Annotated in this window: 23 protein-coding genes and 3 tRNA genes; 4 read left to right on the forward strand and 22 right to left on the reverse strand. The window is 68.2% G+C overall.

What is annotated here, in order from left to right:
* Positions 1-2: 2 nt before the first annotated feature.
* The 5 genes from ABDV68_RS04150 to ABDV68_RS04170 are packed head-to-tail and all read right to left on the reverse strand — an operon-like array spanning position 3 to position 4,611.
* Positions 3-983 (reverse strand): DNA polymerase III subunit delta', encoded by a 981-nt coding sequence (locus tag ABDV68_RS04150; protein WP_343518393.1) that lies wholly within the window; start codon positions 981-983, stop codon positions 3-5.
* Entirely contained in the window at positions 980-1,603 is a 624-nt protein-coding gene (gene tmk / locus ABDV68_RS04155) for a dTMP kinase (RefSeq protein WP_343518394.1), read from the reverse strand. Before tmk ends, ABDV68_RS04150 begins: the two co-directional genes overlap by 4 nt.
* Positions 1,600-2,763 (reverse strand): D-alanyl-D-alanine carboxypeptidase family protein, encoded by a 1,164-nt coding sequence (locus tag ABDV68_RS04160; protein ID WP_343518395.1) that lies wholly within the window; start codon positions 2,761-2,763, stop codon positions 1,600-1,602. The genes tmk and ABDV68_RS04160 overlap by 4 nt, the downstream gene beginning before the upstream one ends.
* A 26-nt stretch (positions 2,764-2,789) precedes the next feature.
* Positions 2,790-3,638, reverse strand: a complete 849-nt coding sequence (locus ABDV68_RS04165; protein ID WP_343518396.1) for an SPOR domain-containing protein — start codon at positions 3,636-3,638, stop codon at positions 2,790-2,792.
* On the reverse strand, positions 3,622-4,611 hold the full coding sequence (locus tag ABDV68_RS04170) for a lytic murein transglycosylase (protein WP_343518397.1): 990 nt from the start codon (positions 4,609-4,611) through the stop codon (positions 3,622-3,624). The genes ABDV68_RS04165 and ABDV68_RS04170 overlap by 17 nt, the downstream gene beginning before the upstream one ends.
* A gap of 166 nt (positions 4,612-4,777) precedes the next feature.
* Between ABDV68_RS04170 and ABDV68_RS04175 the strand changes: the two genes are divergently transcribed.
* Positions 4,778-4,867 (forward strand) — tRNA-Ser (locus ABDV68_RS04175).
* Between the two features lie 20 nt (positions 4,868-4,887).
* On the opposite strand, the gene ABDV68_RS04180 is transcribed toward ABDV68_RS04175, so the two are convergent.
* The 4 genes from ABDV68_RS04180 to ABDV68_RS04195 form a co-directional block, all read right to left on the reverse strand.
* Positions 4,888-5,106: a dihydrofolate reductase family protein gene (locus ABDV68_RS04180; protein WP_343518416.1), complete on the reverse strand. Its 219-nt coding sequence runs from the start codon at positions 5,104-5,106 to the stop codon at positions 4,888-4,890.
* A gap of 31 nt (positions 5,107-5,137) precedes the next feature.
* Positions 5,138-6,190, reverse strand: a complete 1,053-nt coding sequence (locus tag ABDV68_RS04185; protein WP_343518398.1) for a Glu/Leu/Phe/Val dehydrogenase dimerization domain-containing protein — start codon at positions 6,188-6,190, stop codon at positions 5,138-5,140.
* A 93-nt stretch (positions 6,191-6,283) separates the two neighbouring features.
* Positions 6,284-6,360, reverse strand: a tRNA-His gene (locus ABDV68_RS04190).
* Positions 6,338-7,438, reverse strand: coding sequence for a hypothetical protein (locus tag ABDV68_RS04195; protein ID WP_343518399.1), 1,101 nt, complete (start codon positions 7,436-7,438; stop codon positions 6,338-6,340). Before ABDV68_RS04195 ends, ABDV68_RS04190 begins: the two co-directional genes overlap by 23 nt.
* Before the next feature lie 120 nt (positions 7,439-7,558).
* On the opposite strand from ABDV68_RS04195, the gene ABDV68_RS04200 reads away from it, so the two are divergent.
* Complete coding sequence (locus tag ABDV68_RS04200) at positions 7,559-8,203, forward strand: 2OG-Fe(II) oxygenase (protein WP_343518400.1); 645 nt, start codon at positions 7,559-7,561, stop codon at positions 8,201-8,203.
* Between the two features lie 69 nt (positions 8,204-8,272).
* On the opposite strand, the gene ABDV68_RS04205 is transcribed toward ABDV68_RS04200, so the two are convergent.
* The 5 genes from ABDV68_RS04205 to lon all read right to left on the reverse strand — a co-directional run bounded on the left by ABDV68_RS04205 (position 8,273) and on the right by lon (position 15,971).
* On the reverse strand, positions 8,273-10,987 hold the full coding sequence (locus ABDV68_RS04205) for a TonB-dependent receptor (RefSeq protein WP_343518401.1): 2,715 nt from the start codon (positions 10,985-10,987) through the stop codon (positions 8,273-8,275).
* A gap of 102 nt (positions 10,988-11,089) precedes the next feature.
* A complete protein-coding gene (locus ABDV68_RS04210) occupies positions 11,090-12,703 on the reverse strand; it encodes a hypothetical protein (RefSeq protein WP_343518402.1) in 1,614 nt (537 codons plus the stop codon).
* Between the two features lie 265 nt (positions 12,704-12,968).
* A tRNA-Val gene (locus ABDV68_RS04215) sits at positions 12,969-13,043 on the reverse strand.
* 102 nt (positions 13,044-13,145) lie between these two features.
* Positions 13,146-13,418 (reverse strand): HU family DNA-binding protein, encoded by a 273-nt coding sequence (locus tag ABDV68_RS04220; protein WP_343518403.1) that lies wholly within the window; start codon positions 13,416-13,418, stop codon positions 13,146-13,148.
* A 159-nt stretch (positions 13,419-13,577) separates the two neighbouring features.
* The gene (gene lon, locus ABDV68_RS04225; RefSeq protein WP_343518404.1) at positions 13,578-15,971 is read right to left on the reverse strand and encodes an endopeptidase La; all 2,394 of its coding nucleotides are present in this window, start codon (positions 15,969-15,971) and stop codon (positions 13,578-13,580) included.
* A gap of 253 nt (positions 15,972-16,224) precedes the next feature.
* Here lon and ABDV68_RS04230 point away from each other — a divergent pair, with 253 nt between their 5' ends.
* Positions 16,225-17,715 carry a M1 family metallopeptidase gene (locus ABDV68_RS04230; RefSeq protein ID WP_343518405.1) on the forward strand — a complete coding sequence of 497 codons (1,491 nt, stop codon included), beginning with the start codon at positions 16,225-16,227 and terminating at the stop codon, positions 17,713-17,715.
* On the opposite strand, the gene ABDV68_RS04235 is transcribed toward ABDV68_RS04230, so the two are convergent.
* On the reverse strand, positions 17,712-18,674 hold the full coding sequence (locus tag ABDV68_RS04235; RefSeq protein ID WP_343518406.1) for a LysR substrate-binding domain-containing protein: 963 nt from the start codon (positions 18,672-18,674) through the stop codon (positions 17,712-17,714). The two genes, ABDV68_RS04230 and ABDV68_RS04235, sit on opposite strands and share 4 nt — an antisense overlap.
* 98 nt (positions 18,675-18,772) lie before the next feature.
* On the opposite strand from ABDV68_RS04235, the gene ABDV68_RS04240 reads away from it, so the two are divergent.
* Complete coding sequence (locus ABDV68_RS04240; RefSeq protein WP_343518407.1) at positions 18,773-19,321, forward strand: nuclear transport factor 2 family protein; 549 nt, start codon at positions 18,773-18,775, stop codon at positions 19,319-19,321.
* Between the two features lie 14 nt (positions 19,322-19,335).
* On the opposite strand, the gene ABDV68_RS04245 is transcribed toward ABDV68_RS04240, so the two are convergent.
* From ABDV68_RS04245 to ABDV68_RS04275, 7 genes are all read right to left on the reverse strand, one after another.
* Positions 19,336-20,187 (reverse strand): GGDEF domain-containing protein, encoded by an 852-nt coding sequence (locus tag ABDV68_RS04245; RefSeq protein ID WP_343518408.1) that lies wholly within the window; start codon positions 20,185-20,187, stop codon positions 19,336-19,338.
* A gap of 75 nt (positions 20,188-20,262) precedes the next feature.
* Positions 20,263-20,850, reverse strand: a complete 588-nt coding sequence (locus tag ABDV68_RS04250) for a GNAT family N-acetyltransferase (RefSeq protein ID WP_343518409.1) — start codon at positions 20,848-20,850, stop codon at positions 20,263-20,265.
* Positions 20,828-21,757 (reverse strand): DUF808 domain-containing protein, encoded by a 930-nt coding sequence (locus ABDV68_RS04255; protein WP_343518410.1) that lies wholly within the window; start codon positions 21,755-21,757, stop codon positions 20,828-20,830. The genes ABDV68_RS04250 and ABDV68_RS04255 overlap by 23 nt, the downstream gene beginning before the upstream one ends.
* Before the next feature lie 93 nt (positions 21,758-21,850).
* Positions 21,851-22,252: an endonuclease domain-containing protein gene (locus ABDV68_RS04260; RefSeq protein ID WP_343518411.1), complete on the reverse strand. Its 402-nt coding sequence runs from the start codon at positions 22,250-22,252 to the stop codon at positions 21,851-21,853.
* Positions 22,253-22,393: 141 nt separating this feature from the next.
* The gene (gene clpX / locus ABDV68_RS04265; RefSeq protein WP_331026894.1) at positions 22,394-23,665 is read right to left on the reverse strand and encodes an ATP-dependent Clp protease ATP-binding subunit ClpX; all 1,272 of its coding nucleotides are present in this window, start codon (positions 23,663-23,665) and stop codon (positions 22,394-22,396) included.
* A 108-nt stretch (positions 23,666-23,773) separates the two neighbouring features.
* Positions 23,774-24,445, reverse strand: coding sequence for an ATP-dependent Clp endopeptidase proteolytic subunit ClpP (gene clpP / locus ABDV68_RS04270; protein WP_343518412.1), 672 nt, complete (start codon positions 24,443-24,445; stop codon positions 23,774-23,776).
* Positions 24,446-24,689: 244 nt separating this feature from the next.
* Positions 24,690-25,395 (reverse strand): HAMP domain-containing sensor histidine kinase (locus ABDV68_RS04275; protein ID WP_343518413.1); only part of this gene is annotated, 706 nt, incomplete at its 5' end.

The raw sequence follows: 25,395 nt of genomic DNA on the forward strand, positions 1-25,395 counted from the left end.
CGCTAGCGCGCCGCCAGCCGTGCGAGAATGCCGCCCATCTCGAATACCGTCGCCTGCGCGTCGAGCGACTGGGCGAGCGCGAGCGGGCCGAGCTGGGCGGCCTGTTCATAGGCGTCGAGCGCGTCGGCGAGCGCCCTGCCCTGCTTGCCGCGCGCCTCTGCGGCGATGAAGGCGGGGACGCGGGCGAGGAACGCCTCATAGCGCGGCTGTGCGGCCTTGGGCCCGAGGGTTTTGGCGAGCCGCGAGCGGACCGCGTTGTCCGGGTCGCCGCGGGTGGCGATCGCCGACATCTCCGTATCCAGCGTGGCGAGATCGAGCCCGGCAAAGCCCAGCGCCTTGCCCGGCGAGCCGCCGCCGGCCTTGACCAGCGCGTCGATCTCGGCCGCGCTCGCCGTAGGCAGCTCGGCACGCAGCACCGAGGCGACCTCGGCATCGCTCAGCGGGTCGAAGCGCAGCAGGCGGCAGCGCGAGCGGATCGTGGGGAGCAGCCGGCCGGGGGAATGGCTGACGAGCAGGAAGATCGTCCCCTCGGGCGGTTCCTCGAGATTCTTGAGCAGCGCGTTGGCGGCGCCGGGGCGCTCGACGTCGTCGATCGCATCGATCACCACGACTCGCCGCGCCGACATGCTCGGCTTGGTCGCGAACATCGGACCCAGGCCGCGCACCTGCGCGATCGGGATCGAGCGCGCCAGATTCTCGCCGGGCTTGTCGGGATCCTTGGGCAGCCGCGCCATTTCGCGATAGTCGGGATGCGCGCCGGCCTCGATCATGCGGCGCGTGGGGCTGTCTTCGGGCACGTCGAAATCGCCGGCCCCGCCCTTCCCCGCCGCCTCGGCCAGCATGCGCATCGCCGCCTGGCGCGCGAAGCTCGCCTTGCCGACGCCCTCGGGGCCGGCGAACAGCCAGGCGTGGTGGAGCTGAGCGCCGGACATGGCGGCACGGAAGGCGGCCTTTGCCGCGGCGTTGCCGGCAAGTGACGTCATGGCAGCAGGTCGGCGAGCGCGTCGAGAAGTGACGCCGTGACGTCATCCTTCTCGCGCGAGGCGTCGATCACGCGAACCCGATCGGGCTCGGCCGCGGCGATGCGGCGGAAGTGCGCGGCGACCGCGGCGTGGAAGTCCGGCCCGCGCGCGCCGAAGCGGTCGTTGGCCCCGCCGTCACGCGCCAAAGCGCGCTCAGCGCCTGCCCCGGCGGGCAAGTCGAGAAAGAAGGTACGGTCGGGCAGCAGGCCCTTCGAGCCGAAGCCGTGCAGCGCGAGGATCGCGGCGTCGTCGATATCCTGCGCGCCCTGATAGGCGCGGGTCGAATCGACATAGCGGTCGCAGATCACCCAGCTGCCGGATTCGACCGCGGGGCGGATCAGCTTCTCGACATGGTCGGCGCGCGCGGCGGCGAACAGCAGCGTCTCGGCATGCGCGCTCCAGCGGTTGACCGCGCCCTGCATCAGCAGGCCGCGGATCGCTTCCGCCCCCTCGGTGCCGCCCGGCTCGCGAGTCAGCACCACGGGGATGCCGCGTTGCTCCAGCGCTTCCGCCAGCCGGCGCGCCTGGGTGGACTTGCCGGCGCCCTCCCCGCCCTCGAGGCTGAGGAAGCGCCCCCTCACGCGAACAGCGACATGAGGCCGGCCCAGGCGCGGCCGAAGAAGCCCGCCTCGCCGACATCGGCCTCCGCCACCAGCGGCATGCGCTGCTCGGGCAGGCCCGGCGCGGTGACGACGAGATCGGCAATGTGCGTGCCGGCCTTGATCGGCGCCTTGATCGGGCCCTGATAGACGACCTTGGCGCTGAACTGCGGGCTGGTGCCGGCGGGGATCGCCACGGCGAGGTCCCGCGGGGCGATCAGGCCGACCTCGGACGCGTCGCCGAGCTGGACCTGCGCGGCATCGACCTTGCGGCCCTTGCTGACGACCTTCTGCGAGGACCAGGCACGGAAGCCCCAGTTCATGAACTTGACCGATTCATCGATGCGCTGGTTGAAGCTGCCGAGCCCGGCGACGACCATCACCAGACGGCGGCCATTCTGCTGCGCCGAGCCGGTGAAGCCGTAGCCCGCCTCCTCGGTATGGCCGGTCTTGAGGCCGTCGGCGCCCTGTACCTTGCCGAGTAGCGGGTCGCGGTTGGCCTGGGTGATCGGCGCGCCGCCCATGGTGGTGCCGAAGGTGAAGCTCTCGCGCGAGTAGAAGCGCTTGTAAAGGTCCGGATGGTTCGAGATCGTCGCCTTTGCGAGCTTGGCGAGATCGCGCGCCGTGACATAAGTGCGGCCCTCGTCGGGCCAGCCGTTCGAGGTGCCGAAGCGGCTGTTGGACAGGCCGATCTCCTTCGCCTTCTGGTTCATCAGGTTGACGAAGGCTTCCTCGGTCCCGGCGATCGCCTCGGCCAGCACGACGCAGGCGTCATTGCCGGAGACGACGACGATGCCGTTGAGCAGATTCTCGACGCTCACCTTCTGACCCGGCGACAGGAACATCGTCGAACCCGCTGAAGGGCCGTGCCATTTCGCCCAGGTCTCCGGCCGCACATCGACCATCTGGTCGAGCTTGAGCTTGCCCTGCTTGATCAGGTCGAACGCGACATAGGCGGTCATCATCTTGGCCATCGACGCGGGCGGCATACGCCGATCGGCGTCCTTGGCGAAGAGCACCGCGCCCGAGGACAGATCCTCCATGAACGCGACCGGCGCCGCGGTGTCGAACGGCGGGGTCTGCGCGGCGGTCGGCGCGATGACGGTGGCAAAGGCGGCGGCGGTAAGCAGGAACGTCTTCATGGGTCTCTTCAAGTCCGAAAGATGGGTCAGGGAACGGAGATCAGGCGGGCATCGCCATAGCCGCGTTTGGCGGCGTCGGCACGCGCGCGCTCGGCGGCGGCGCGGTTGGGGAACGGGCCGAGCTGGACGCGATGGAAGTTGCCCGCGCTTCGCACGCTGCCGCCGAGCTGGTCGGCAAGCGCACGGGCACGCTGGGCATTGGACAGGGCGGCGACCTGGACGAACAGGCCGCTGGTGGCGCGGGCGGGCCTGGCGGGCACCGGCGCGGTGGGCGGCGCTTTGGCCGGCTGGACCTTCGCGGGGCGCGGCCCCGGGCGGGGCGGCGGGGCGGCCTTGGCCACGGCCGGCGTCTGCTCGGCGAGCTTCCGGCGCAGTCCGACGAGCAATGCCTGGGGGGCATCGGCGCGCGGCGGCGCGGCCTGCCCGGCGGACAGCAACACCGAATCCTGCGGGGTCACGGTGACGCGGCGCACGCGCACGGCCGGATTGCCCGACACGCCAAGCTGCGCGGCGGCACCGCCGGAGAGCTCGATCAGCCCTTGCCCCTCTCCGCGTACCTGCACCAGGATGGTCTTGCCGCTGTCGAGCGCGGTGACCTCGGCGAAGCTGCCCGCGGTCAGCTCGTCGCTCAGCGCGAAGACGCCCTGGCCTTCGGCGTAACCGGCCAGGCCGACACGATCGTAACGCGCCTCACCGGGACGCAATTGCGAGGACCCCTGCGGGCCGGCGCTGGGCGGAGGGCCATCTTCCGCGCCAATCGGCGACGATTCGTCCTGGGCCGTCGCGGGCGGCAGCTCCTCGAGACGCTGCGCCGCGCTCGCGCCGCTCCCGACGAACATCAGCAGGGGCAGGAGCAGGCTAGTGTTCGACTTCATCGGCGAGCAACCCCACGGACAGCGCATAGAAATTGGAGCAGTTATAGTCGAGGATCACGCGGTAGTTGCCGGTGAGCAGATAGGCGGTCCTGCCCGGTCCGTCGGGCTCGAGCAAGGTCGCCTGGATATTGGCGTCGGGCCAGCTTCCCGATTGCGGGACGATGCCGAGCGCGCGCCACTCGGCCATCGTCTTCCACCTCGAGTGCCGGTCGAACACGCGGCCACAGCGCGGCGAGTTTGTGCGGTTGGCGATCGCGGCGCGGTCGAAGCCCGAGGGCACGTTGACCGCGACGCCCCAGGGCTGGCCCGGCCGCCACCCGGCGTTGACGAAGTAATTGGCGATCGAGGCGAGCGTATCCGCCTCGTTCGACCAGATGTTGGCGACGCCGTCGCCGTCGCCGTCGCGAGCGAGGCGCAGATAGATCGAGGGCAGGAACTGCGGATAGCCGAACGCCCCCGCCCAGCTTCCCACCAGCCGCTCGCGCGGTACGCCACGGTCGATCATCTTCATCGTCGCGATGAACTCGCCCGAGAAGAGCGTGCGGCGGCGGCCCTCATAGGCGAGCGTCGCCAAGCTGCGCGGCAGGTCGAAATCGCCGGTGTAGCTGCCGTAATTGGTCTCGTGCCCGAAGATCGCGACCATGATCGATTCGGGTACCCCAGTCTCGCGCTCGACTCGTGCGAGCTGCGCGCGCAGGCGGCGATAAGTCGCGCGGCCACGGTTGATCCGGGCGGCATCGACATGGCGCGCCTTGTACGGCGCGAAGTTCGGGATCGGGGCGTTGGGATTGGTCCCGCCGGGCTGATCGCGGTCGAGTGCGACCACGCGCGGATTGTAGCTGAGCGTCGGCAGCACTCGGTCGAGCGTCCGCGCGCTCACCCCTTCGCGCAGCGCCTGCTGGCGGAGGGGTCCGTTGATATAGGCCTGGAACCCAGCCTCGTCCTGAGCCGCGGCAGGAGCGCCGGCGACCATGCACGCCGCAATCACCGTTCCCGCCAAACCGATACGCCGTACAAGGCCCTGAAAATCCCGCATCCGGCATCTGTGCCACAGCGTTTGGCGGGCATGAACCCCCTGCTTGCCGAAAAGGCGAGGCTCTTGCAGAAAACACGGCGAACGCCCAAAGGCGCGGTCGCGCGGAGAGGTGGCCGAGTGGTTTAAGGCAGCGGTCTTGAAAACCGCCGTGGGTTCACGCTCACCGTGGGTTCGAATCCCACCCTCTCCGCCAATTGCGCTCGATCTGCACAATCAGGCGGGAACATAGGTCAGCCTGACCGTTTCCTCGCCGATGACGTCGGTGGAAACCAAGCGGAGCCGCGGTCGCGGACCGGCGAAGAACGGTTTGCCGCGACCGAGCACGACCGGATGGAAGTAAAGCCGATATTCGTCGATCAGGCCGAGGTCGGTGAGGCTTCCTGCGAGCGCCGGTCCGGAAACCGCGATCTCCCCGTCGAGCCGGGCCTTCAGAGGCGCAGCGTGGCGAAAGTGGCGCCGCCGGTCAGCTCCGGCCGATCAACCGCTTCGCGATCGTGTCCGCCACCTCGCTCGACGGCGCGCCGGTGCGCTCGCTCTCGTCCCACACCTCGTCGAGCCGCTCGGGGATCTTGGCGATACGCGCCTCGACCTCGGCGCGGTTGCCCTTGCCGAGATATTCGAGGCCGACATTGATGATGCCGCCGGCGTTGATGACATAGTCCGGCGCATAGAGGATGCCGCGGGCATGGATGCGCGCGCCCTCCGCCGGCGTCGCCAGCTGGTTGTTGGCACCGCCCGCGACGACCTTGCAGTCGAGCGCGGCGATCGACTCTTCGGTCAGGATCGCGCCGAGCGCGTTGGGGCTGATCACATCGGCCGCGACGCGCAGGATTTCGTCGGCTGCGACCGTATCGGCGCCCAGTTCGGCCGCCAGCGCCGCCGCCTTGTCGGCGTTGACGTCGGCCAGCGTCAGCTTGGCGGCGTCCGCGGCGAGACGGCGGGCGAGCCCCCCGCCGACGCTGCCGACACCCTGGATCGCGACATGGATGCCCGCCATCGAGTCCGCGCCGAGCGCGCGCTTAGCCGCGGCCTTGACGCCGAGATAGATGCCGAGCGCAGTGAACGGGCCGGGGTCGCCGCCCGCCTCCCCGCCTTCGACCGGCAGGCCGGAGACGTGGCGCGTGCGGGTCGCGATGACCTTCATCCGCTCCTCGGACATGCCGACATCCTCGGCGGTAACGTAGCGGCCGCCGAGCGATTCGACCGCCTCGCCGAAAGCGAGCAGCTGCGCCTCGCTGATCGTCGCGCCGCGCTCGGGTGCCAGCACCACGCCCTTGCCGCCGCCGAGCGGAAGCCCCGCCATCGCGTTCTTGAACGACATGCCGCGCGATAGGCGCAGCGCGTCGGTGATCGCCGCGCCGCTATCGGCATAGTGCCAGAAGCGCACCCCGCCCGCCGCCGGTCCGAGCTGGGTCGAGTGGATCGCGATGACCGCCCTGAGTCCACTCGCCGGATCGGTGATGAGGTGCACGCCCTCATGCTCGTCGAAATCGGGAAGGTCCCAGACCGCGCTCATACGCCCGCTCCACTTGCGCTAACAAAATTTCCGAAGCGCGTAATATTGTTCTGCGCGACGAAGCGCCAGCCCTAATGTAGCGAGGCGGAAAAATGGGGCGACCGACGGGACTTGAACCCGCAACCCCCGGCATCACAAGCCGGTGCTCTAACCAATTGAACTACGGTCGCCGTGGAGCCGGGCGCTTAGCGGCACGACAGGCTTACCGTCAAGCCACTCTCCGGAAGACGGCGCGATATGGGGATGGCGGGTCCCCGCGGCAACCGCGCCGCTGCCCCGTGCGATGCGAATCGCCTCCTCGGCGGTGATCCGCCCTTCCCGCGCCAGTGTCCGCGCCGAGGCCGCGAGCGTGGGGGCGGCGAGGAAGGCGTGGCGGGCGAGCAACGCGGCATCGCGTCCCTCGGCGAGCAGGCCGTGGAAGGCGGTATCGACCGCGATCGCCTCGAACGCGAGCGCTGTTTCGGCATAGCCGGTGCCGTCGCACGCGCCGCAGCCGGCCGGTCGATAGATCACCGTGCCGGGATCGATGCCGAGCAGCGCCGACTCGGACGCTTGCGCCTGGTCCGGAAGCCGGCACGCGCCGCACAGCCGCCGCGCGCCATGCGCCGCGACCACGGCGCGCAAGCCGGCGCCGAGCAAATGGCGCTCGATCCGCAGCCCGCGCAGCTGATCGATCGCGGCGACAGCACCGGGCGCGTCGCTGGCGACGACGATGCGCTGGCCCGTGCGCGCGAGATCGAAGGCCAGCGCCGCGGTGGTCCGGTCGAGCAGGCCGTCGACGAGGATCGCGTCGCAATCCATCCGCGCCGCCGCTTCGAGGGCAGCGCGTTCGCCCGCGACCCACGGTGCGTAACCGCGCCGCGCCGATCCGGCGAGCGCCTCGGCAAGGCCACGCCGGTCGCCGGCATCAGGCGCCGCGGCGAGCACGACGCCGCCCGCCAGCGCCAGCGCGCCGGCGATCGACTTGCGCATGCCGCCGGGCATGCCGAGCCTGGCGAGCGAATCATGGGCTGCGCCGTGCGCGTCGATCCGGATCACGATGCGGCCGTCCATGCGGCTGGCGTCGGGCCGCGAGCCCGCCAGGTCGAGCCAGGGCGGCGGGGCCTGGAACTGCGCGATCGGCGCAAGCCCCTGCCCTTGTCGTGTCATCGCGGTGACCGACCCGCCCTCCACGCGCAGATGCAAGGTGGTGGCGCCATCGCGCGCGGCGGCGGCGATGAGGTCTTCAAGAGCCGGCACCGGTGTCATGTGTCGCAGCTATGTCGCTTGCATGACAGTTTCACTTCCATTTCATGACTCTTTCGAGACGTTCTTTCGATGGGTCTTGCACAGCTGGCGATCCCGAAAACCTTCTGGCATCTAGCGCCAATGATCACCCCCTCCGGCTTTCCCATCGAACCGGTCGTCGAGCGGCTGTCACGCGAGCCGGGCGTCCAGAAAGTGCCGAGCCCCAAGCTCACGCTCTTCGTGCGCAAGAACTTCCTCGAGCCCGAATTGTGTGCTGAGCTGATGGCGCTGATCGACCATGACCGGCGGCCGTCGCTGGTGTCCGACTATAATGGCGACAACGCCTTCCGGACGAGCGAGACCTGCGACCTCTCCGCCGATCTCCCGGCGACTCAGGAAGTCGACCGGCGGATCGCCGCATTGACCGGCCTGTCGCCCGCGCATGGCGAGCCGCTGCAAGGGCAGCGCTACGCCATCGGCCAGGAGTTCAAGGCGCACACCGACTATTTCGAGCCGACCGGCGTGGACTTCACCAAGTTCTGCTCGGTCGCGGGCCAGCGCACCTGGACGGTGATGATCTATCTCAACGACGTCGAGGCGGGTGGTGCGACGCGGTTCAAGGCGATCGACAAAATCGTGCAGCCGGAGACCGGGAAATTGCTCGCGTGGAGCAACCTGCGCGCCAACGGCACGCCCAATCCCTCGACCCTGCATCACGCGATGAAGGTCCGCGCGGGCCTCAAATACGTCATCACCAAATGGTTTCGCGAACGCCCTTGGGGCTGAGGCAAGAAGAAGCCCCGGCCGCGCAGGAGCGACCGGGGCCTTCCCCCTTTTATTCCGACCGCGCGGCGATCAGAATTTTGCGCTGGCGCTGATGCTGAACACCCGGCCCAGGCGATAGCGGTTGATGTGGACGAGGCCGTTTTCGCCGAAGTCCTGATACTCGCTGTAGCGCGTGCCGGTGAGGTTGCGCGCCTCGAACTTGAGCTCTAACTCGCCACCCAGCACGTCGATCCCCTGGCGCGCGACGACATCGAGCCGGATGCCCGGCTTTTCGATGATGTCGGGCAGCAGGTTCGGACCGCGGTTGGTCACGCGCTCGCTGGCATAGTTGAACAGCACCGTCAGCTGCGAGAGCGATTCGGTGTCCTCAATGCCGAACTGGAAGTTGACCAAATGATCCGACTGGCCGGTGAGCGGCGCGCCGTCACGGAAGATCAGGTTGGCGGGCAGCAGCACCGGCGTGCCGCTGCCGTTCTGGATCGGGCTCGGCACCAGCGAGTCGTCGGCTTCGATCTCCGACTTGGTGTAGGTGTAGTTGAGCGACAGCATCAGCCGGCGCGTGGCGAAGAACTCGCTGCCCAGCGTGTCGAGCGGGACGTACTTCAGCACCTCGAACTCGGCGCCGTAGAGCTTCGCCGACGGGGCGTAGGAGAAGCCGGTCTGCAGCGGCGATTCGTTGGTCGGGAAGAACGCGACCTGCTCGGTCGGATTCTTGATGTCCTTGTAGAAGCCGGCGAGCGTGATGCGCTGGCCCTTGGGCATGAACCACTCGTAGCGCGCCTCGAAGTTCTTGAGCTCCGAGTCCCGCAGCTGCGGGTTGCCGAAGAACAGGCGGTCGGATTCGAAGTCGCGATAGACCTGCGGCGCGAGCTCGCGGAATTGCGGGCGCGCGATCGTCTTCGAGCCGTGGAGACGCAGCTGCATGTCGGGCGCGAAGTTCCAGGTGACCGTCGCGGCCGGCAGCCAATAGTCATTGGCGATCGTGGTGCCGACGAACTGAGTCGAGCTGGTCGTCACCGTCTGCTTGCCGTCCTCGTAGCGCACGCCGAGCGTGGCGCGCAGCCCGTCGGCGAGCTCGCCTTCGGCCTGGAGGTAACCGGCATGGATCCGCAGCTTGGCGTCGTACGCCGCCGCGCCGTCCGCGCCCGAGACGTTGAACAGCCGGATACAGCCCTCGCCGTCCGGGTTGACGCAGGCGTTCATGATCGAGTCGACCGAGAGCAGCAGGTCGGGCCGCAGATAGCTCCACGGCGTCGAGATGCTGCCGCCGAGATACGAGCGGTAGCGGAAGTCGTAGCGGAACGAGGCGCGCTGCGTGTCGCTGTAGAAATAGCCCGCCGAGATCGTGATCGGCCGCGCCGTCGGCAGGCGATAGGCGACGTCCGCCTGGCCGCTCCACAGATCCTCGCTGAGCTCGCTGAACGCGATCGTCGCGGCTTCGCCGAGGCCGTTGAGGCTGTTGACGTAAGCGCCCTGTCCGCCCGCGGCATTCTTGTCGAAGCGGTAGCTGAAATAGCGCTCATACGGCGCGTTGCGCTCGGTATTGGCGTAGCTGCCGCGCAGGTCGACCTTGAAATCGTCGAACTTGAACTCGCCCGCTATCTGGGTGTTGATCAGCTGGCGCTCGAACCAGTTGGTGTTCTGCTGGACGACGAGATCGCCGCTGCTGTTCGGATAGATCGTCGCCGCACCGAGACGCGCCTGCTTGAGCGTGTCGTGGATATAGACGTTGGTCCAGCGCACCTTGTGCTCGCCGAACTCGGCGCCGAAGCCGAGCAGGCCGTTCACCACCGCGCGATTGTCGGTGAGCACGGTGTGGAAGTCGCTGCGCAGCGCGCCGTCGACGTCCGTGGTGTCCTGCTGGGTCGCGTCGCGGGTGCGGAAGCTGTTGCTGACGCTCGCCGAGGCGATCACGCCGAGGCGGACCGAGCCGACATCGACCGAGTGGCCGAGGTTGAGGTCGCCGCTCCAGTTGGGCGGGAGGTGATAGTTGGCCCCGACCAGCGTGGTCTCGGCGTTGGTCAGCGTCGCGATCTGTGCCGAGCTGAATCCCGGCTGGGTCAGACCGCCCTCGCGGATGAAGGCCGGAACGTCGCGCTCGCCGGTGTCGTAGCCGAGCGTGTCGAGACGGCCGCCGTCATAGACATAGCCGAGCTCGCTGGTCGAAACGGTATCGAACCCCACCGACCCGCCGAACTGGATGAAGCTCTCCTCAGGCACCGCGCGGGTGGTGAGGTTGATCACGCCGCCGCCGAACTCGCCGGGATAGTTCACCGAATAGGTCTTCTGGACCAGCGCCGAGCCGACGATCGTGGTCGGGAAGATGTCGAGCGGCACGGTACGCTTGAGCGGCTCGGGCGAGGGCAGCGGCGAGCCGTTGAGCATCGACGAGGAATAGCGGTCGCCGAGGCCGCGGACGAAGACGAAGCCGTTGCCGACGACGCTGAGGCCGGTAACGCGGGTCAGCGCGCCGGCGATGTCGCCCTCACCCGTGCGGGCGATGTCCTCGGCCGACAGGACCGAGATCACCTGCGGCGTCGCGCGGATGACGTTGGGGATGTTGCGGCCCGTGACGACGATTTCCTCGCCGGCATCGACATCGACGCCGGGCGCCGAGATCTCCGGGGTTTCCTGCGCGTCGGCCGGAGCTTCGGCCTCGGTCTCGACCTGGGCCGGAGACGTGGTGGTTGCGGGCGGCGTGGCGATGTCCTGCGCCAGCGCCGCCGGCGACACCAGCTGGGTCGAGACGAGGAGCAGGGTTCCAAATGCGAGGCGCTTGGTCATGGTCGCGGGTCCGGAGTCTTGAGGTCTGTCTTGTTGGCGAATGCCGGGACAGCGGGGTCAACCGCCGCCCCGGCACAAGCCGTCGAGCGCAAGGGCGCGGGATTACGCGCCGTTGCAGGCGAAGTAGACCGAGTTGAACTTCGGCGGGCCTTCCTCCTGCAGCGCCGCGTCGGCCGGACGGATCGTCGTCTTGCCGCCGGCGGTCGTCGCGCCCGCCACGATGTTGAGGCACGGGACCGCGGACTTCACGATGCCGTTGACGAAGGTATAGTCCGCGCCGCCGCGGAGACGGATCGCCGCGGGCGCGGCAGCCGTCTGGATGAAGGTGAAGTTCGCGAGACGGCCGAACTGGCGCGGCAGGAAGTCCTCGTTGTTGTTCGAGTCGATCTCGGTCGAGAAGGAGTCGTTGGTCGCGCCGATGGTCTTCTGCACCACGATCGCGAACTGGATGAAACCGCGCCAGCCCACATCGGTATCCAGGCCGTCGTCGTCCGAGCCGGTGAGCGCGAGATATTTGAGGTTGCTGGTGCCGCCGAAGATCTCGATGCCGTCGTCCGAGCTGTTGTGGACCTGAACGTGGTCGATCACGGTGCCCGAGCCGACGCCGCCGAGGGTCAGACCCTGCAGCTCGTTGCCGAGGCTGATCTCGGTGCCCGAATAGCGGATCTGGACATACTGGACGGTGCCGCTGCTGTCGTTCTGGACGTTGCCGCCGTAGAGTGCGTTGCCGGTGCCCTCGACGACGTTCTCGCAGGTCGTGCTGGTGCCGCCGGCGTCGTTCGAGCCGGTCGAGCAGTTCGAGATCGGCGCGCGGCCGGCGAGGATGATGCCGCCCCACTGGCCCTGGCTCGCATCCGAGTTGGTCGCCGGGTTGAGGTTCTGCGTCGAGGTGAAGATGATCGGCGCGCTGGCGGTGCCGATCGCGTTCATCTTCGAACCGCGGTTGACGACCAGGAAGTCGTTCGCGGCATCGGCGTTGTTGGCGACGAACAGCACGCCCGCACCGATGTTCAGCGTCGCCGCGGCGCCGCCGGCGCCGGTCGCGCCGACATCGGTGCCGACATCGACGCGGCCGTTGATCTGATAGGCGACGCCGTCGACCTTGTTCAGCGTGACGGTGCCCGAGATCAGCGCCGGGAGGCGGCACAGGCGATAGTTGGTGTTGGTGCCGGCGTCGGTGGTGCCGGCCGGGCACGCGCTGGCGGCCGGAGCCGCAGCCGAACGCGCCAGCGAGGCGATGCAGGTGCTGGCCGTGGGAGCGGGCGACGCGCCGAAGTTCGCGGTGCTCGAGTTGCAGGTCCAGTTCTGGAACGCGGTGTCACCCGCGCCGCCGATCGCGCCGATGAAGCTCGTGCTCACGAAGAACGCGTTCAGCGTCGAGGCGTTGAAGGGGGTGACACCCGCGGCGGCGCCCTGCGCGACCAGCGCGTTGAGCGGGTTCGAGCCGGCGACGGTGTTGTTGGTGCCCGCGTTGAAGACGGTGAGCTGCTCGTCGCGCGTCACGGTCACGCCGTTCACGGTGGTCTCGGCGAACGAAGCGGTGGGGGTCGGCGACGGCGACGGCGACGGGCTCGGCGAAGGGCTCGGCGAGGGCGGCGGGACGACGATCGTGCCCGGTCCAGGCGAGGCGACGCTCGACGCGCCGTCGCAGGCAGCCAGCGTGGCGCCAGCGACGCTGGTCATCAGAATGATGCTGAAACGCTTGAAGTCGGCCATGAAAATCTCCGTTCCGGTGACCCGGTCTATCTGGGTGCGGGCGCACTGGCCCCGGATCGACTCGGAACATCCCCCTGCCGATCGCAGGGGCCGCGCTAGGCATGTCACATGACGCGCGGATGGGATTTCGGAGAAAGTTCAGTGACTGATTTGTGACTGATTGGTGACGATGCTGCAGCGCCACAGTTCTCGACGTACCGACGATATTGCATCTCGCGCGGGCAAAGAAAAACCCGCCAGGCGGCGCCCGGCGGGTCTTTGCGGATGGTGGGCGCGGCAAGGATTGAACTTGCGACCCCTGCGGTGTGAACACAGTGCTCTACCACTGAGCTACGCGCCCAAGCTCCGGCGAACCAAAGCCCCCCGATCGCTCGGGGAGCGGAGCCTCTAGGAGGACGGAGCGGGCTTGTCCAGCCCCGTCGCCCAAATCAATCCATGGCTGTCAGTTGACCGCGTCCTTGAGGCCCTTGCCGGCCTTGAACTTGGGCTGCGACGAGGCCTTGATCGCCATCGGCTCGCCGGTGCGCGGGTTGCGGCCGGTCGACGCCTTGCGCTTCGAGACCGAGAACGTGCCGAAGCCGACGAGGCGGACTTCATCGCCCTTCTTGAGCGCGGTGGTGACCGCGTCGAACACCGCTTCCACGGCCTTGCTCGCATCGCCCTTGCCGAGCCCAGCGGTGTCAGCGACCGTCGCGATCAGTTCCTGCTTGTTCATGCCCTTAGAACCCCTGCTCTTCTGTGGCTTTTGTGATGAGAAGACTCGCGGCGTCGAAACGCCGGTTGGGCAGCAAACAGTCTTGGCCCGCCGCTGTAAAGCGGAAAGCGCGCAAAATGCGCCGAACCCACGCGATAATCTGCCTTAATGCTCCGTCGACTAGTGGCGAAGCGTCTCCCCTCCGGTCAGCTGCGCGGGCGGCTGCGCCGCGAGCTCGTCGGCCTCGGTCCAGTCGATCGCGGCGAGCGGTTCGGTCAGCGCGAGCTCGAGCACCTGGTCGACATGCGCGACGGGGATGATCTTCAGGCCCTCGCGGATGTTCGCCGGGATCTCGGCGAGATCCTTCTCATTCTCCTGCGGGATCAGCACGGTGGTGATGCCCCCACGGAGCGCGGCGAGCAGCTTTTCCTTGAGCCCGCCGATCGGCAGCACGCGGCCGCGCAGCGTGACCTCGCCGGTCATCGCCACGTCCTTGCGCACCGGCACGCCGTTGAGCGTCGAGACGATCGCGGTGACGATGCCGATGCCGGCCGACGGGCCGTCCTTGGGCACCGCGCCTTCGGGCAGGTGGATATGGATGTCCTTGCGCGCGAAGATGCTGGGCTTGATGCCATAGGCCGGGGCGCGCGCCTTGATGAAGCTGAACGCGGCCTCGACCGATTCCTTCATCACGTCGCCGAGCTTGCCGGTGGTCTTGATCGCGCCCTTGCCGGGCACGGTGACGCTCTCGATCGTCAGCAGCTCGCCGCCGACCTCGGTCCAGGCAAGCCCGGTGACCGCGCCGATCTGGTGCTCCTCCTCGCCGATGCCGAAGCGGTATTTCCGCACCCCGGCGAACTCGTGGAGGTTCTCGGGCGTCACCGTGACGCTCTCGGCCTTGCCCTCGAGAATGCGGCGCAGGGCCTTGCGCGCGAGCTTGGCGATCTCGCGCTCGAGCGTGCGGACACCGGCTTCGCGGGTATAGTAGCGGATCAGGTCGCGCAGGCCCGCCTGAGTCAGCTCGAACTCCTCGGGCTTGAGCCCGTGGGCGTCGATCTGCTTCTCGACCAGATGGCGGGTCGCGATCTCGACCTTCTCGTCCTCGGTATAGCCCTCGAGCCGGATGATCTCCATGCGATCGAGCAAAGGCTGAGGCAAATTCAATGAATTAGCTGTCGTAACGAACATCACGTCCGAAAGATCGACGTCAATCTCCAGATAATGATCGTTGAACTTGCTGTTCTGCTCGGGATCGAGCACCTCGAGCAGCGCCGAGGCGGGATCGCCGCGGAAGTCCTGACCGAGCTTGTCGATCTCGTCGAGCAGGAACAGCGGATTGGAGGTGCCGGCCTTTTTCAGGTTCGACACGATCTTGCCCGGCAGCGAGCCGATATAGGTGCGGCGGTGGCCGCGGATCTCGGCCTCGTCGCGCACGCCGCCGAGCGACTGGCGGATGAACTCGCGCCCCGTCGCCTTGGCGATCGACTTGCCGAGCGAGGTCTTGCCGACGCCCGGGGGGCCGACGAGGCACAGGATCGGACCCTTGAGCTTGTTGGTGCGCGCCTGCACCGCGAGATACTCGACGATGCGGTCCTTGACCTTCTCGAGGCCATAGTGATCCGCGTCGAGCACTTCTTCGGCCTCGACGAGGTCCTTCTTGAGCTTCGACTTCTTGCCCCAGGGCAGGCCGAGCAGCACGTCGAGATAGTTGCGCACGACAGTCGCCTCGGCGCTCATCGGCGCCATGGTCTTGAGTTTCTTGAGCTCGCCCTGCGCCTTGGCGCGCGCTTCCTTCGACAGCTTGAGCGTGGCGATCTTCTGGGTCAGCTCGGCGATCTCGTCGCCCTCGCCTTCCTCGCCCTCGTTACCCAGCTCGCGCTGGATCGCCTTCAGCTGCTCGTTGAGATAATATTCGCGCTGGGTCTTCTCCATCTGGCGCTTGACGCGCGAGCGGATCTTCTTCTCGACCTGAAGCACGCCGAGCTCGCCCTCCATGAAGGCGAAGACCATCTCGAGCCGCTTCTGCGGATCGGCCTCGACCAGCAGCGACTGCTTGTCGGCGACCTTGACCGCGATGTTGCCGGCGATCGCGTCGGCGAGGCGCGAAGCCTCCTCGATCTCGCCGAGCTGGACGGCGGTCTCCGCCGGCAGCTTGCGGTTGAGCTTGGCATAGTTCTCGAACTGGTCGACCGCCGAGCGCATCAGCGCCTGGATCTCGGTACCCTCGACCTCCTTCTCGTCGACCGGCGCGACGGTGGCGGTGAGGAAGCCGTTCGCCTCTTCGACCGCCTCGAGCCGGCCGCGCTCCTTGCCCGCGACGAGCACGCGCACCGTGCCGTCGGGGAGCTTGAGCAGCTGCATCACCTCGGCCGAGACGCCGATGTCGTAGAGGTCCTCGCGGCCGGGATCGTCCTGTGCGGGATCGAGCTGCGCGACGAGGAAGATCTCCTTGTCGTCGGCCATCGCCGCTTCGAGCGCGGCGACCGACTTGTCGCGGCCGACGAACAGCGGCACGATCATGTGCGGGAAGACGACGATGTCGCGGAGCGGAAGGACGGGATAGGTGGACTTCATGTGTACTCCAGGGTCCGCCGCTGGGAGCGGATTCGTTCAACTATATGGGGTGTGGGGGCGCGGCATCAATCGGGGGCTGTGGACGGCTGCATTTCTTCTTTGTTCCCCGACACTTGCGCAGAAGGGCGAGCCGCCGATCACGCCCCTCACGATGCGCTCCGGGGGCGAGATCGAGGCGGAGCGCGCTGCGCTGAAAGTGGAACATGTCACACTAGATGTTGGCTTGCAGCCCGAACGGCGTTTCCTTTCCGGGGTGGCGGAGCTGACACTGTCGACACGTATCCAACAGACCCGGCTGCTGATCGACCTGGACAAGAACTTCAGCGTCTCGGCGATCACGATCGACGGGACGCCGCTCAAGGCCGGGAGCTGGCGCAATCCCGACGGGCGGCTGGCGATCGACCTGCCAAAACCGGTCGCGGCGGGCGGAAAAGTGGTGGCGAAGATCACTTACGCCGGAACCCCGCACGAGGCGGTCAACGCGCCCTGGGACGACGGCATCGTCTGGTCGAGCTGGCAGGGCAAGCCGTGGGTCGCGACCACCGCGCAGGGCTATGGCTGCGACCTGTACTGGCCGTGCCTCGACTTCCCGGCGGGGGAGGTGCCCGAGATCAAGCTGGCGATCACCACGCCCGCCGGCACCCAGGCGATCGCCAACGGCAAGCTCGTCTCGGTCGAGCCGGCCGCGGGCGGCACCTCGCGCTGGACGTGGGTGGCGAAGAACATCAACCCCTATCTCGTCGCGATCAACATCGGCCCCTATGGCGAGATCAAGGGGTCCTACGACAGCAAGTTCGGCAACAAGGTGCCGCTGCACCTATGGCACCTCGCGGGCAAGGAGAAGCAGGCCGCCGGGCTGTTCGCCGAGTTCGCGCCGACGCTCGACTTCTTCGAGAGCATGATCGGCCCCTTCCCCTTCGCCGACGAGAAACTGGGCGTGGTCGAGACGCCGCACATGGGCATGGAGCACCAGACGGTGAATGCCTATGGCAACGACTACAGAAAGGACGAGACCGGGTTCGACTGGCTGTTCCAGCACGAGCTGGCGCACGAATGGTTCGGCAACCAGGTGACCGCGGCCAATTGGGACGATTTCTGGCTGCACGAGGGCTATGGCCAGTACATGCAGCCGCTCTATGGCCAGTGGCGCGAGGGCGAGGCGCGCTATGCCGCGATGATGGCGAGCCAGCGGCGCAACATCCTCAACCGCAAGCCGCTGGTGTCGGGCAAGGTCAAGACCTCCGAGGACGTCTATCAGGACGCCAATGGCGGGCCCGGACAGGACATCTACTACAAGGGCGCCTGGGTGCTGCACACGCTGCGCTACCTGATCGGCGACAAGGCGTTCTTCGATGCGACGCGGCGGCTGGTCTATGGCCGGCCCGATCCCAGGCCGGGCAATTTCAAGCCGCGCTTCGCCTCGACGCCCGAGTTCGAGCAGCTGATGAACGCGGCGGCGGGGCGTGACCTGAGCTGGTTCTTCGACGTCTATCTGCGCGAGGCGGCGCTGCCCGAGCTGGTCGAGACGCGGGCGGGCGGCAGGCTGACCTTGAGCTGGAAGACGCCGAAGGGCGAGCCCTTTCCGCTGCCGGTCGAGGTCGCGGTGGACGGCACGGTGCGCAAGCTCGCGATGGCGGGCGGCAGCGAGACGATCGAGGTGCCAGCCGGCGCGCATGTGGTGGTCGACCCGATGGCGCGCGTGCTGCGGCGGAACGAAGCGATCGAGGCGATGCAGAAGCGCTAGGCACGCGCGGCGTGAATCCGTGATCCCGCTTCGCAGAGCCGGTCGAGCAGCCAGGCGAGTCCGGCATCGGCCAGCGCCGCGCGCGAAACGAAGGCGTTGAGGCGGAAGGTGCCGAGGGGGAGCGGCGGATCCTGGACGGCGATGCCGAAGCGCGCCGCGTAGCGCGCCGCGAACTGGCGCGGGATCGCGCAGACCAGATCGGTCTCGGGCAGGATCGCGCAGGCGAACATGAAGTTGGGCACCGTGAGCGCGACGCGGCGCGACCGGCCGTCCCGCGCGAGCACTTCGTCGACGAAGCCGTGCGGGTCCCCGGTGAGCGAAACGACGAGATGCCGGCTCGCACAATAAGCGGGCAGGCTCGGGTCCCGCTGGAAGGGGTGCCCCGCGCGCATCGCGAGAACGAAGTCTTCCTCATAGAGCAATCGCTTCTCGAATCGGACGGGCGCCTCCCCCGCCGGTATCACCGCGATGTCGAGCGCGCGGGTCTCGAGCTCGGAGAACGCGTCGCGCCACGCGCGATCGGGCGCGGTCTCCCCGGCGATCGGGAGGAGCTGGCGAATGCCGATATCGATCCCCGGCGCGGCGGCGGCGAGCGCGGCGAGCAGCGGCTGGAGGAATACCGCGGAGACGCCGTCCGGCGCGCCGACCGCCATGCGCCGAGTCGAGGTCGCGGGATCGAACGCCTCGGCGCTGGACAGGACGGTCCGCACGCGCCGCAACACATCGGCGATAGACGGCGCCAGCTCGTTCGCGCGGTCGGTCGGAACCACGCCCTTGGGGGTCTTGAGAAAGACCGGGTCGTTGAGCAGCCGGCGGAGGCGGCCGAGCCCGTGGCTGACCGCCGAAGGCGACAGGCTGAGCCGGTCGGCGGCGCGGCCGACATGCCCCTCCTCGAACACCGCCTCGAACAGCACGAGCAGGTTGAGGTCGGCGCGGGACAGATCGATTTCATTCAGCATATCGGTGAAATCATACCATTTTATGCATCACGCGGAACCCGTCATCTGAAGCGAACCGGGACACATGCCCGGCCACTTCCAGATCGAGGGATTTGATCATGATCTTGAGCCGTTTCTTCGCAATCTTCGCCGCCGGCGCCGCGACCACCGCGACGCTCGGCGCGTTCGGTGCGCTCGCCCAGGTCGGGCCCGACCCGCGTGTCGCCGAACTCGCCGATCGCGCCGCGCAGGCGCACGCCAGCCTGATGCGCGGCGACATCGCGCGCTATCGCAGCGTGATGCCGATCGCGTCCGATTTCACGCTGATGGACCCGTTCGGCGGAAAGCCGACCGGAACGCCCGCTTCGGATGCGCACTGGCAACGGATCGGCCGCTTCTTCCGCGACGGCCGCGACGCGCGGTTCGACCTGATCCGCGCCTATCACGCGCCCGACCTGGTCGTGCTCGTCGCCAACGAATATGCGCATGTCGCGGTGGGATCGCTCGCGGCGCAGGACTGGTCGCTCCGCGTCACGCTGGTGTTCCGCCGTCACGAGGACGGATGGCAGCTGGTGCACCGCCACGCCGATCCGCTGGTCAAGGGCGTCAGCCTCGAGCGGGCGGCGCAGCTCACGCTCGGCCGGTTCGCGCACATGACGGGCGCTTGAGCTGGCCCGTCCTCCTACACCGCGCGCAGGTGCTGGCGGCCGACCCGCACCTGGTCGCGGCCATTGCGCTTGGCGGCGTAGAGCGCTTCGCTGGCGCGGGTGACGGCCTGGTCGAAGGGACCGCCCTCGAGATCGACCACGCCACCGGAGAAGGAGATCGGGATCGTGTCCGGCCCCTCCACCGCGCCCGCGGCGAGGCGGCGGGTCAGGCGGTGGAGGATCACGCCCGCCTCCTGCTCGCTGGTCGCGGGGAAGAACACCGCGAAGGCGACCCCGCCCCAGCGCGCGACGATGTCGCCGCTGCGCAGCACGCGCGAGAGGAAGCCGGCGAAGTCGCGCAGCACCTGATCGCCGGCGTCGCGGCCATATTGCTCGTTGATCGCCTTGAACTGATCGAGGTCGAGCAGCGCGACCGCGCCTTCGCCCGCCACCGCGGTCTGCGAGAGAAAGCCGCGGCGATTCCACAGGCCGGTCAGCGGATCGCGATAGGCGGCGCTGTCGAGCGAGACCACGCGCGCGCCGGCGGCCTGCGCGACGCGATCGATGCCGGCGATGAGCTCGCCGAGCAACTCGTTGCGGCGCACCGCGCGGATCGCGGAGAGCTGGCGGCGATTGGTCGACGCGATCGCCTCGCTCGCCGAGCGCGCGACGATGAGCAGGCTGTCGATCGCGAGCAGGATGAAGGCGATGCCGATCAGCGTCGCGCCGAGCACCACGCCGAGCGTCGACCAGTCGATCACGCCCCGCGCCGCCTGCCACAGCGCGAGCGCGACCAGCGGGAGCGCGGCGCTGACGCAGCACAGCGCGAAGATCCGCGGCCTGAGACTGCGTGGGAAGATGGGGCGCCTCGCCCGGTCGAATCGCAAACCTACCTCCGCATGCCGCCCCGGCGGGAGCTCAGGCTTCGGCGAGATTGGTAAACGGCACCCCAATCCGATTGGTTAATCCTGTGGGCGAATCATCGACCAGAAATGCGGCCCGCCGCCGGGAACGTCCCATTCGTCGCGGACGCGGAAGCCGAGCTTCTCGTAGAAACCGATATTGGCTTGCTTGCCGGTCTCGAGATAGGCGGTGGCGTTGCCGATGCGGTCGAGCCCGGCCTGCACCACCGCGGCCCCCAGCCCCTCGCCCTGACGCGCCGGATCGGCGCCGGCGATGTGGAGATACCAGAAGGGCTGTGGCGGGAAATGCGCCTCGACCGAATCACCGATGCGCTTGAAGCGGAAGAAGGCGCTGCCGGCCGCACGCCAGACTCGCCACAGCTCGCGCAAGCCGCCCTCGGGGGCGTTGGGCGCGTGCCAGAGCGTCGCGGCGCTGCAATCGCCGGTGACCAGCCGCATGTTCGGCGCCGCGTTCGCGTCGAAGAACATGTCGAAGACCCTGGGCCCGCGCCGAGCGCGGACGGCCGGGTCGGGGAACACCCAGTCGAATATGGGATCCTGGTCGAAGGCGCGGGTCAGCGTCGCGACGACGCGTGGCTTGTCGGCCGGCGTCGCCTCGCGGACCTCAGTGGGCGTCGGCTTTCCCATGGAACAGCTTCCCTGCGACGAAGGCGATGACGGCACCGATGACGAGACCGACGATGCCCGACCCGATCGCCGTAACGACCCAGCCGATCAGGCCGTTCCCATGGCCCACCGCCTCGGCGGCGTGGTGGATGACCTCCTCGGGCGCGTGCCAGCCGAGCTGGGCGGCGCCGTGGACGAGGATGCCGCCGCCGACCCAGATCATCGCCGCGGTGCCGATGATCGAGAGCGCGCGCATCACCACCGGCATGCCCTTGACCAGCCCGCGGCCGACCGCCTGGGCGAGCCGCGCCGGGCGCTGCGCGAGGTGGAGGCCGATATCGTCCATCTTCACGATCAGCGCGACCACGCCATAGACCGCGGCGGTGATCGCGAGGCCGACCACCGCGAGCACCGCGGCGCGGGTGACGAAGGGCTGGTCGGCGACCTCGGCGAGCGCGATCGCCATGATCTCGGCCGACAGGATCAGGTCGGTGCGGATCGCGCCGGCGACCTTGCTCGCCTCGAGATGCGCGGGATCGCCGGTCGCTTCCTCCTCGGCGCCGTGATGGCCGCCGGCGACCGCCTCGAGCACCTTCTCCGCGCCCTCGAAGCACAGGAACGCGCCGCCGAGCATCAGCAGCGGGGTGATCGCCCAGGGCACGAGCCAGCTGAGCAGCAGCGCGCCGGGGAGCAGCAGCAACAGCTTGTTGCGCAGCGAGCCCATCGCGATCTTCCAGATGATCGGCAGCTCGCGATCGGGGGTCAGTCCGGTGACGTAGCGCGGGGTGACCGCGGTATCGTCGATCACCACGCCCGCGGCCTTGGTCCCCGCCTTGCCCGCCGCAGCGCCGACATCGTCGAGCGAGGCGGCGGCGAGCTTGGTGATGGCGGCGACGTCGTCGAGCAGGGCGGCGAGGCCAGAGGGCATGGGAAGTCCTTCGATTACGGATGAATGCGCCGCAAGGGCGGCAACGGGCATAGCGGGGAATGCGGGCGGGCGGAACGGGGAAGCGCGTCGCCTTTATTCCTCCCCCGGAGGGGGAGGGGGACCGGCGCAGCCGGTGGAGGGGTAGTCTCCATGCGCAGTGACGACGATGTGCCGGACGACCGCCTCCAAATCGCGCATCACTTCCGTCGCCGGGATGCGCAGAGTTCGGACACCCTGCCCCAGCACCCAGGCGTCGCGAGCGGCATCACGCTCAGGCCGATCGCCGCGCCCGTGCGCCTCGCCATCGACTTCGACCGCCAGCTTGAAGCGCGGGCAGAAGAAATCGAGCACATATTCTCCGGCGGGATGCTGCTTGCGGAAGCGCAGGCCGGCGGGGCGTTGCTGGAGCGCCTGCCACAGCAGGATTTCCGGCAGCGTCATTTGCCGGCGCAGTTGCTTGGCCCGCCTTTGCGTTTGCTTCGGGCCGTGCAGCATATGGCGACCTATCCCTCCACCAGCTTCGCTGGTCCCCCTCCCCCTCCGGGGGAGGAATTAGGATATGGCTAAAGGTCGTGAAAAGGAAACGGGCGCCGGTTGACCCGACGCCCGTTCGTGTTCGGTCGATGTCCGGCTGGATCAGGCGGCGTCGCCCGTGCCCGCCTTCTTCTTCTCGGCATAGACGCGGATCGGTTCCTTGCGGCCCTCGACCACGTCCTTGTCGATCATCACCTCGTCGACGCCGTCCATCGACGGCAGGTCGAACATCGTATCGAGCAGGATGCCCTCGAGGATCGAGCGCAGGCCGCGGGCGCCGGTCTTGCGCTCGATCGCCTTCTTGGAGACCGAGACGAGCGCGTCGTCGGTGAAGCCGAGCTTGACGTTCTCCATCTCGAACAGCTTCTGATACTGCTTGACCAGCGCGTTCTTCGGCTCGGTCAGGATCTTGACCAGGGCCGCGATGTCGAGGTCCTCGAGCGTCGCGACGACCGGGAGACGGCCGACGAACTCGGGGATCAGGCCGAACTTGAGCAGATCCTCCGGCTCGGTCTGGCGCAGCACCTCGCCGGTGCGGCGCTCTTCCGGCGCGGCGACATAGGCGCCGAAGCCGATCGACTTGCCCTGGAGGCGGTCGCCGATGATCTTCTCGAGGCCGCTGAACGCGCCGCCGCAGATGAACAGGATGTTGGTCGTGTCGACCTGCAGGAACTCCTGCTGCGGATGCTTGCGGCCGCCCTGCGGCGGGACCGAGGCGGTGGTGCCTTCCATCAGCTTGAGCAGCGCCTGCTGGACGCCCTCGCCCGACACGTCGCGGGTGATCGAGGGATTCTCGGCCTTGCGGCTGATCTTGTCGATCTCGTCGATATAGACGATGCCGCGCTGCGCCCGCTCGACATTATAGTCGGAGGCCTGGAGCAGCTTGAGGATGATGTTCTCGACATCCTCGCCGACATAGCCGGCTTCGGTGAGTGTCGTCGCATCGGCCATGGTGAAGGGCACGTCGAGGATGCGCGCCAGCGTCTGGGCGAGCAGCGTCTTGCCGCAGCCGGTGGGGCCGACGAGCAGGATGTTCGACTTGGCGAGCTCGACCTCGGCGCCCTTGGCGCCGTGGTTGAGGCGCTTGTAGTGGTTGTGCACCGCCACCGAGAGCACGCGCTTCGCCTGCTTCTGGCCGATCACATAATCGTCCAGGACGTCGCAGATCTCCTGCGGCGTCGGAACGCCGCCGTCCTTCTTGCTCACGAGCGCCGACTTGGTCTCCTCGCGGATGATGTCGTTGCAGAGCTCGACGCACTCGTCGCAGATGAACACGGTCGGTCCGGCGATGAGCTTGCGCACCTCGTGCTGCGATTTCCCGCAGAACGAGCAGTAGAGCGTGCTCTTCGAATCGCCGCCGCTAAGCTTCGTCATTCAGTCTTCCTTTGCGTGCCGGCCAGTTACGCAGCCCGGCATCCTACACCCGGGATCATCCCCGGCAATCCAAATTCGCCTTCTACCCCAACAAGGGTGAGCGGGAGATTAAGCGGCGCCGCCCTCGCTGTCAGCGGGCTGCGGGCGCTTTTCATACACTTCGTCGACCAGACCGAACGCCTTGGCCTCGTCCGCTTCGAGGAAGGTGTCGCGGTCCATCGCGGCCTCGATCTTCTCGAGCGGCTGGCCGGTATATTTCACATAGAGGTCGTTCATGCGCTTCTTGATGCGCAGGATCTCCTTGGCCTGGATCTCGATGTCCGAAGCCATGCCCTGCGCCCCGCCCGACGGCTGGTGCACCATGATGCGGGCGTTGGTGAGCGCGACGCGCAGCCCCGGCTCGCCGGCCGCCAGCAGGAAGCTGCCCATCGACGCCGCCTGGCCGATGCACACCGTGCCGACGCGCGGGCGGATGTACTGCATCGTGTCGTGGATCGCCATGCCGGCGGTGACCACGCCGCCCGGCGAGTTGATGTACATCCAGATGTCCTTCTTCGGGTTCTCGGACTCGAGGAAGAGCAGCTGGGCGGTGATCAGCGAGGCCATGTGATCCTCGATCGGCCCCGTGATGAACACGATCCGCTCGCGCAGCAGGCGCGAATAGATGTCGAAGCTGCGCTCGCCGCGGCTCGACTGCTCGATGACGATGGGAACCAGCGCGCCGGTGACGGGATCGTGGGTAAAGCCTTCAGGGGTCATATGACCGGAAAGGGGATGCATGTGCGGGAATCTCGTGCGTTTGTTTTTGCCCGGAGCCTACATCGGCGCTCGGTCAGCGCGGCGCAAGGGGGGAAGACGGTGAACGGAGGCACTTGAGCCGCCGGCGCCGGGATCCTCCCGCGCCAGGGGGAAGTGGCATGCGAAGCATGACGGAGGGGGCGGAAGCACCACATCAGCGTTCTGGGATCCGCCCCCTCCGTCGCCTACGGCGCCACCTCCCCCTGGCGGGGGAGGATTGCTCCGCTCAGCCAGGCGAAGCGGTGCCCGCGTGCCGCGGCAGACGCACGCGGACGACGAAGCCGTGCGCATCGCGCTCGAAGTCGATCTCCCCGCCATGGCCGCGCACCACGTCGCGGCTGATCGTGAGGCCGAGCCCGGTGCCGCCGGTCTCGCGGCCGCGCGAGCTTTCGAGCCGCACGAACGGGGCGAAGGCGCGCTCGGCATCCTCGGGCGGGATACCGGGTCCGCGGTCGCGGAACGCGATCGCGACCTGGTCCGCGCCGTCCGCGAGCACGATGTGCACCGCCTCGCCATATTTGCAGCCATTGGCGATGAGGTTGGCGAAGGCGCGCCGCATCGCCACCGCCCGGCAGCGCAAGTCGAGATGGTCGGGCCCGTCATAGACCACGTCCTCGCCGAGGTCGTGATAGGCGTCGGCGAGGCTGATCAGCAGCGCGGCGACGTCGACCGTCTCCATCGGGTCGCGGCTCGCCTCCTCGCGCATGAAGGCGAGCGCGTCGGCGACCATCGTCTCCATCTCGGCGAGGTTGGACTGGAGCTGCGCGCGCTGGGCGGGGTCCTCGACATATTCGGCGAGCAGCCGCAGCCGCGTGAGCGGGGTGCGCAGGTCGTGCGAGATCGCGGCGAGCATCTGCACGCGCTCGTCGACATAGCGTTTGAGGCGAAGCTGCATCGCGTCGAAGGTCTCGGCGATGGCGGCGACATCGACC

Origin of the sequence: Sphingomonas sp. (assembly GCF_039595165.1) — a bacterium.
Classification (GTDB): Bacteria; Pseudomonadota; Alphaproteobacteria; order Sphingomonadales; family Sphingomonadaceae; genus Sphingomonas.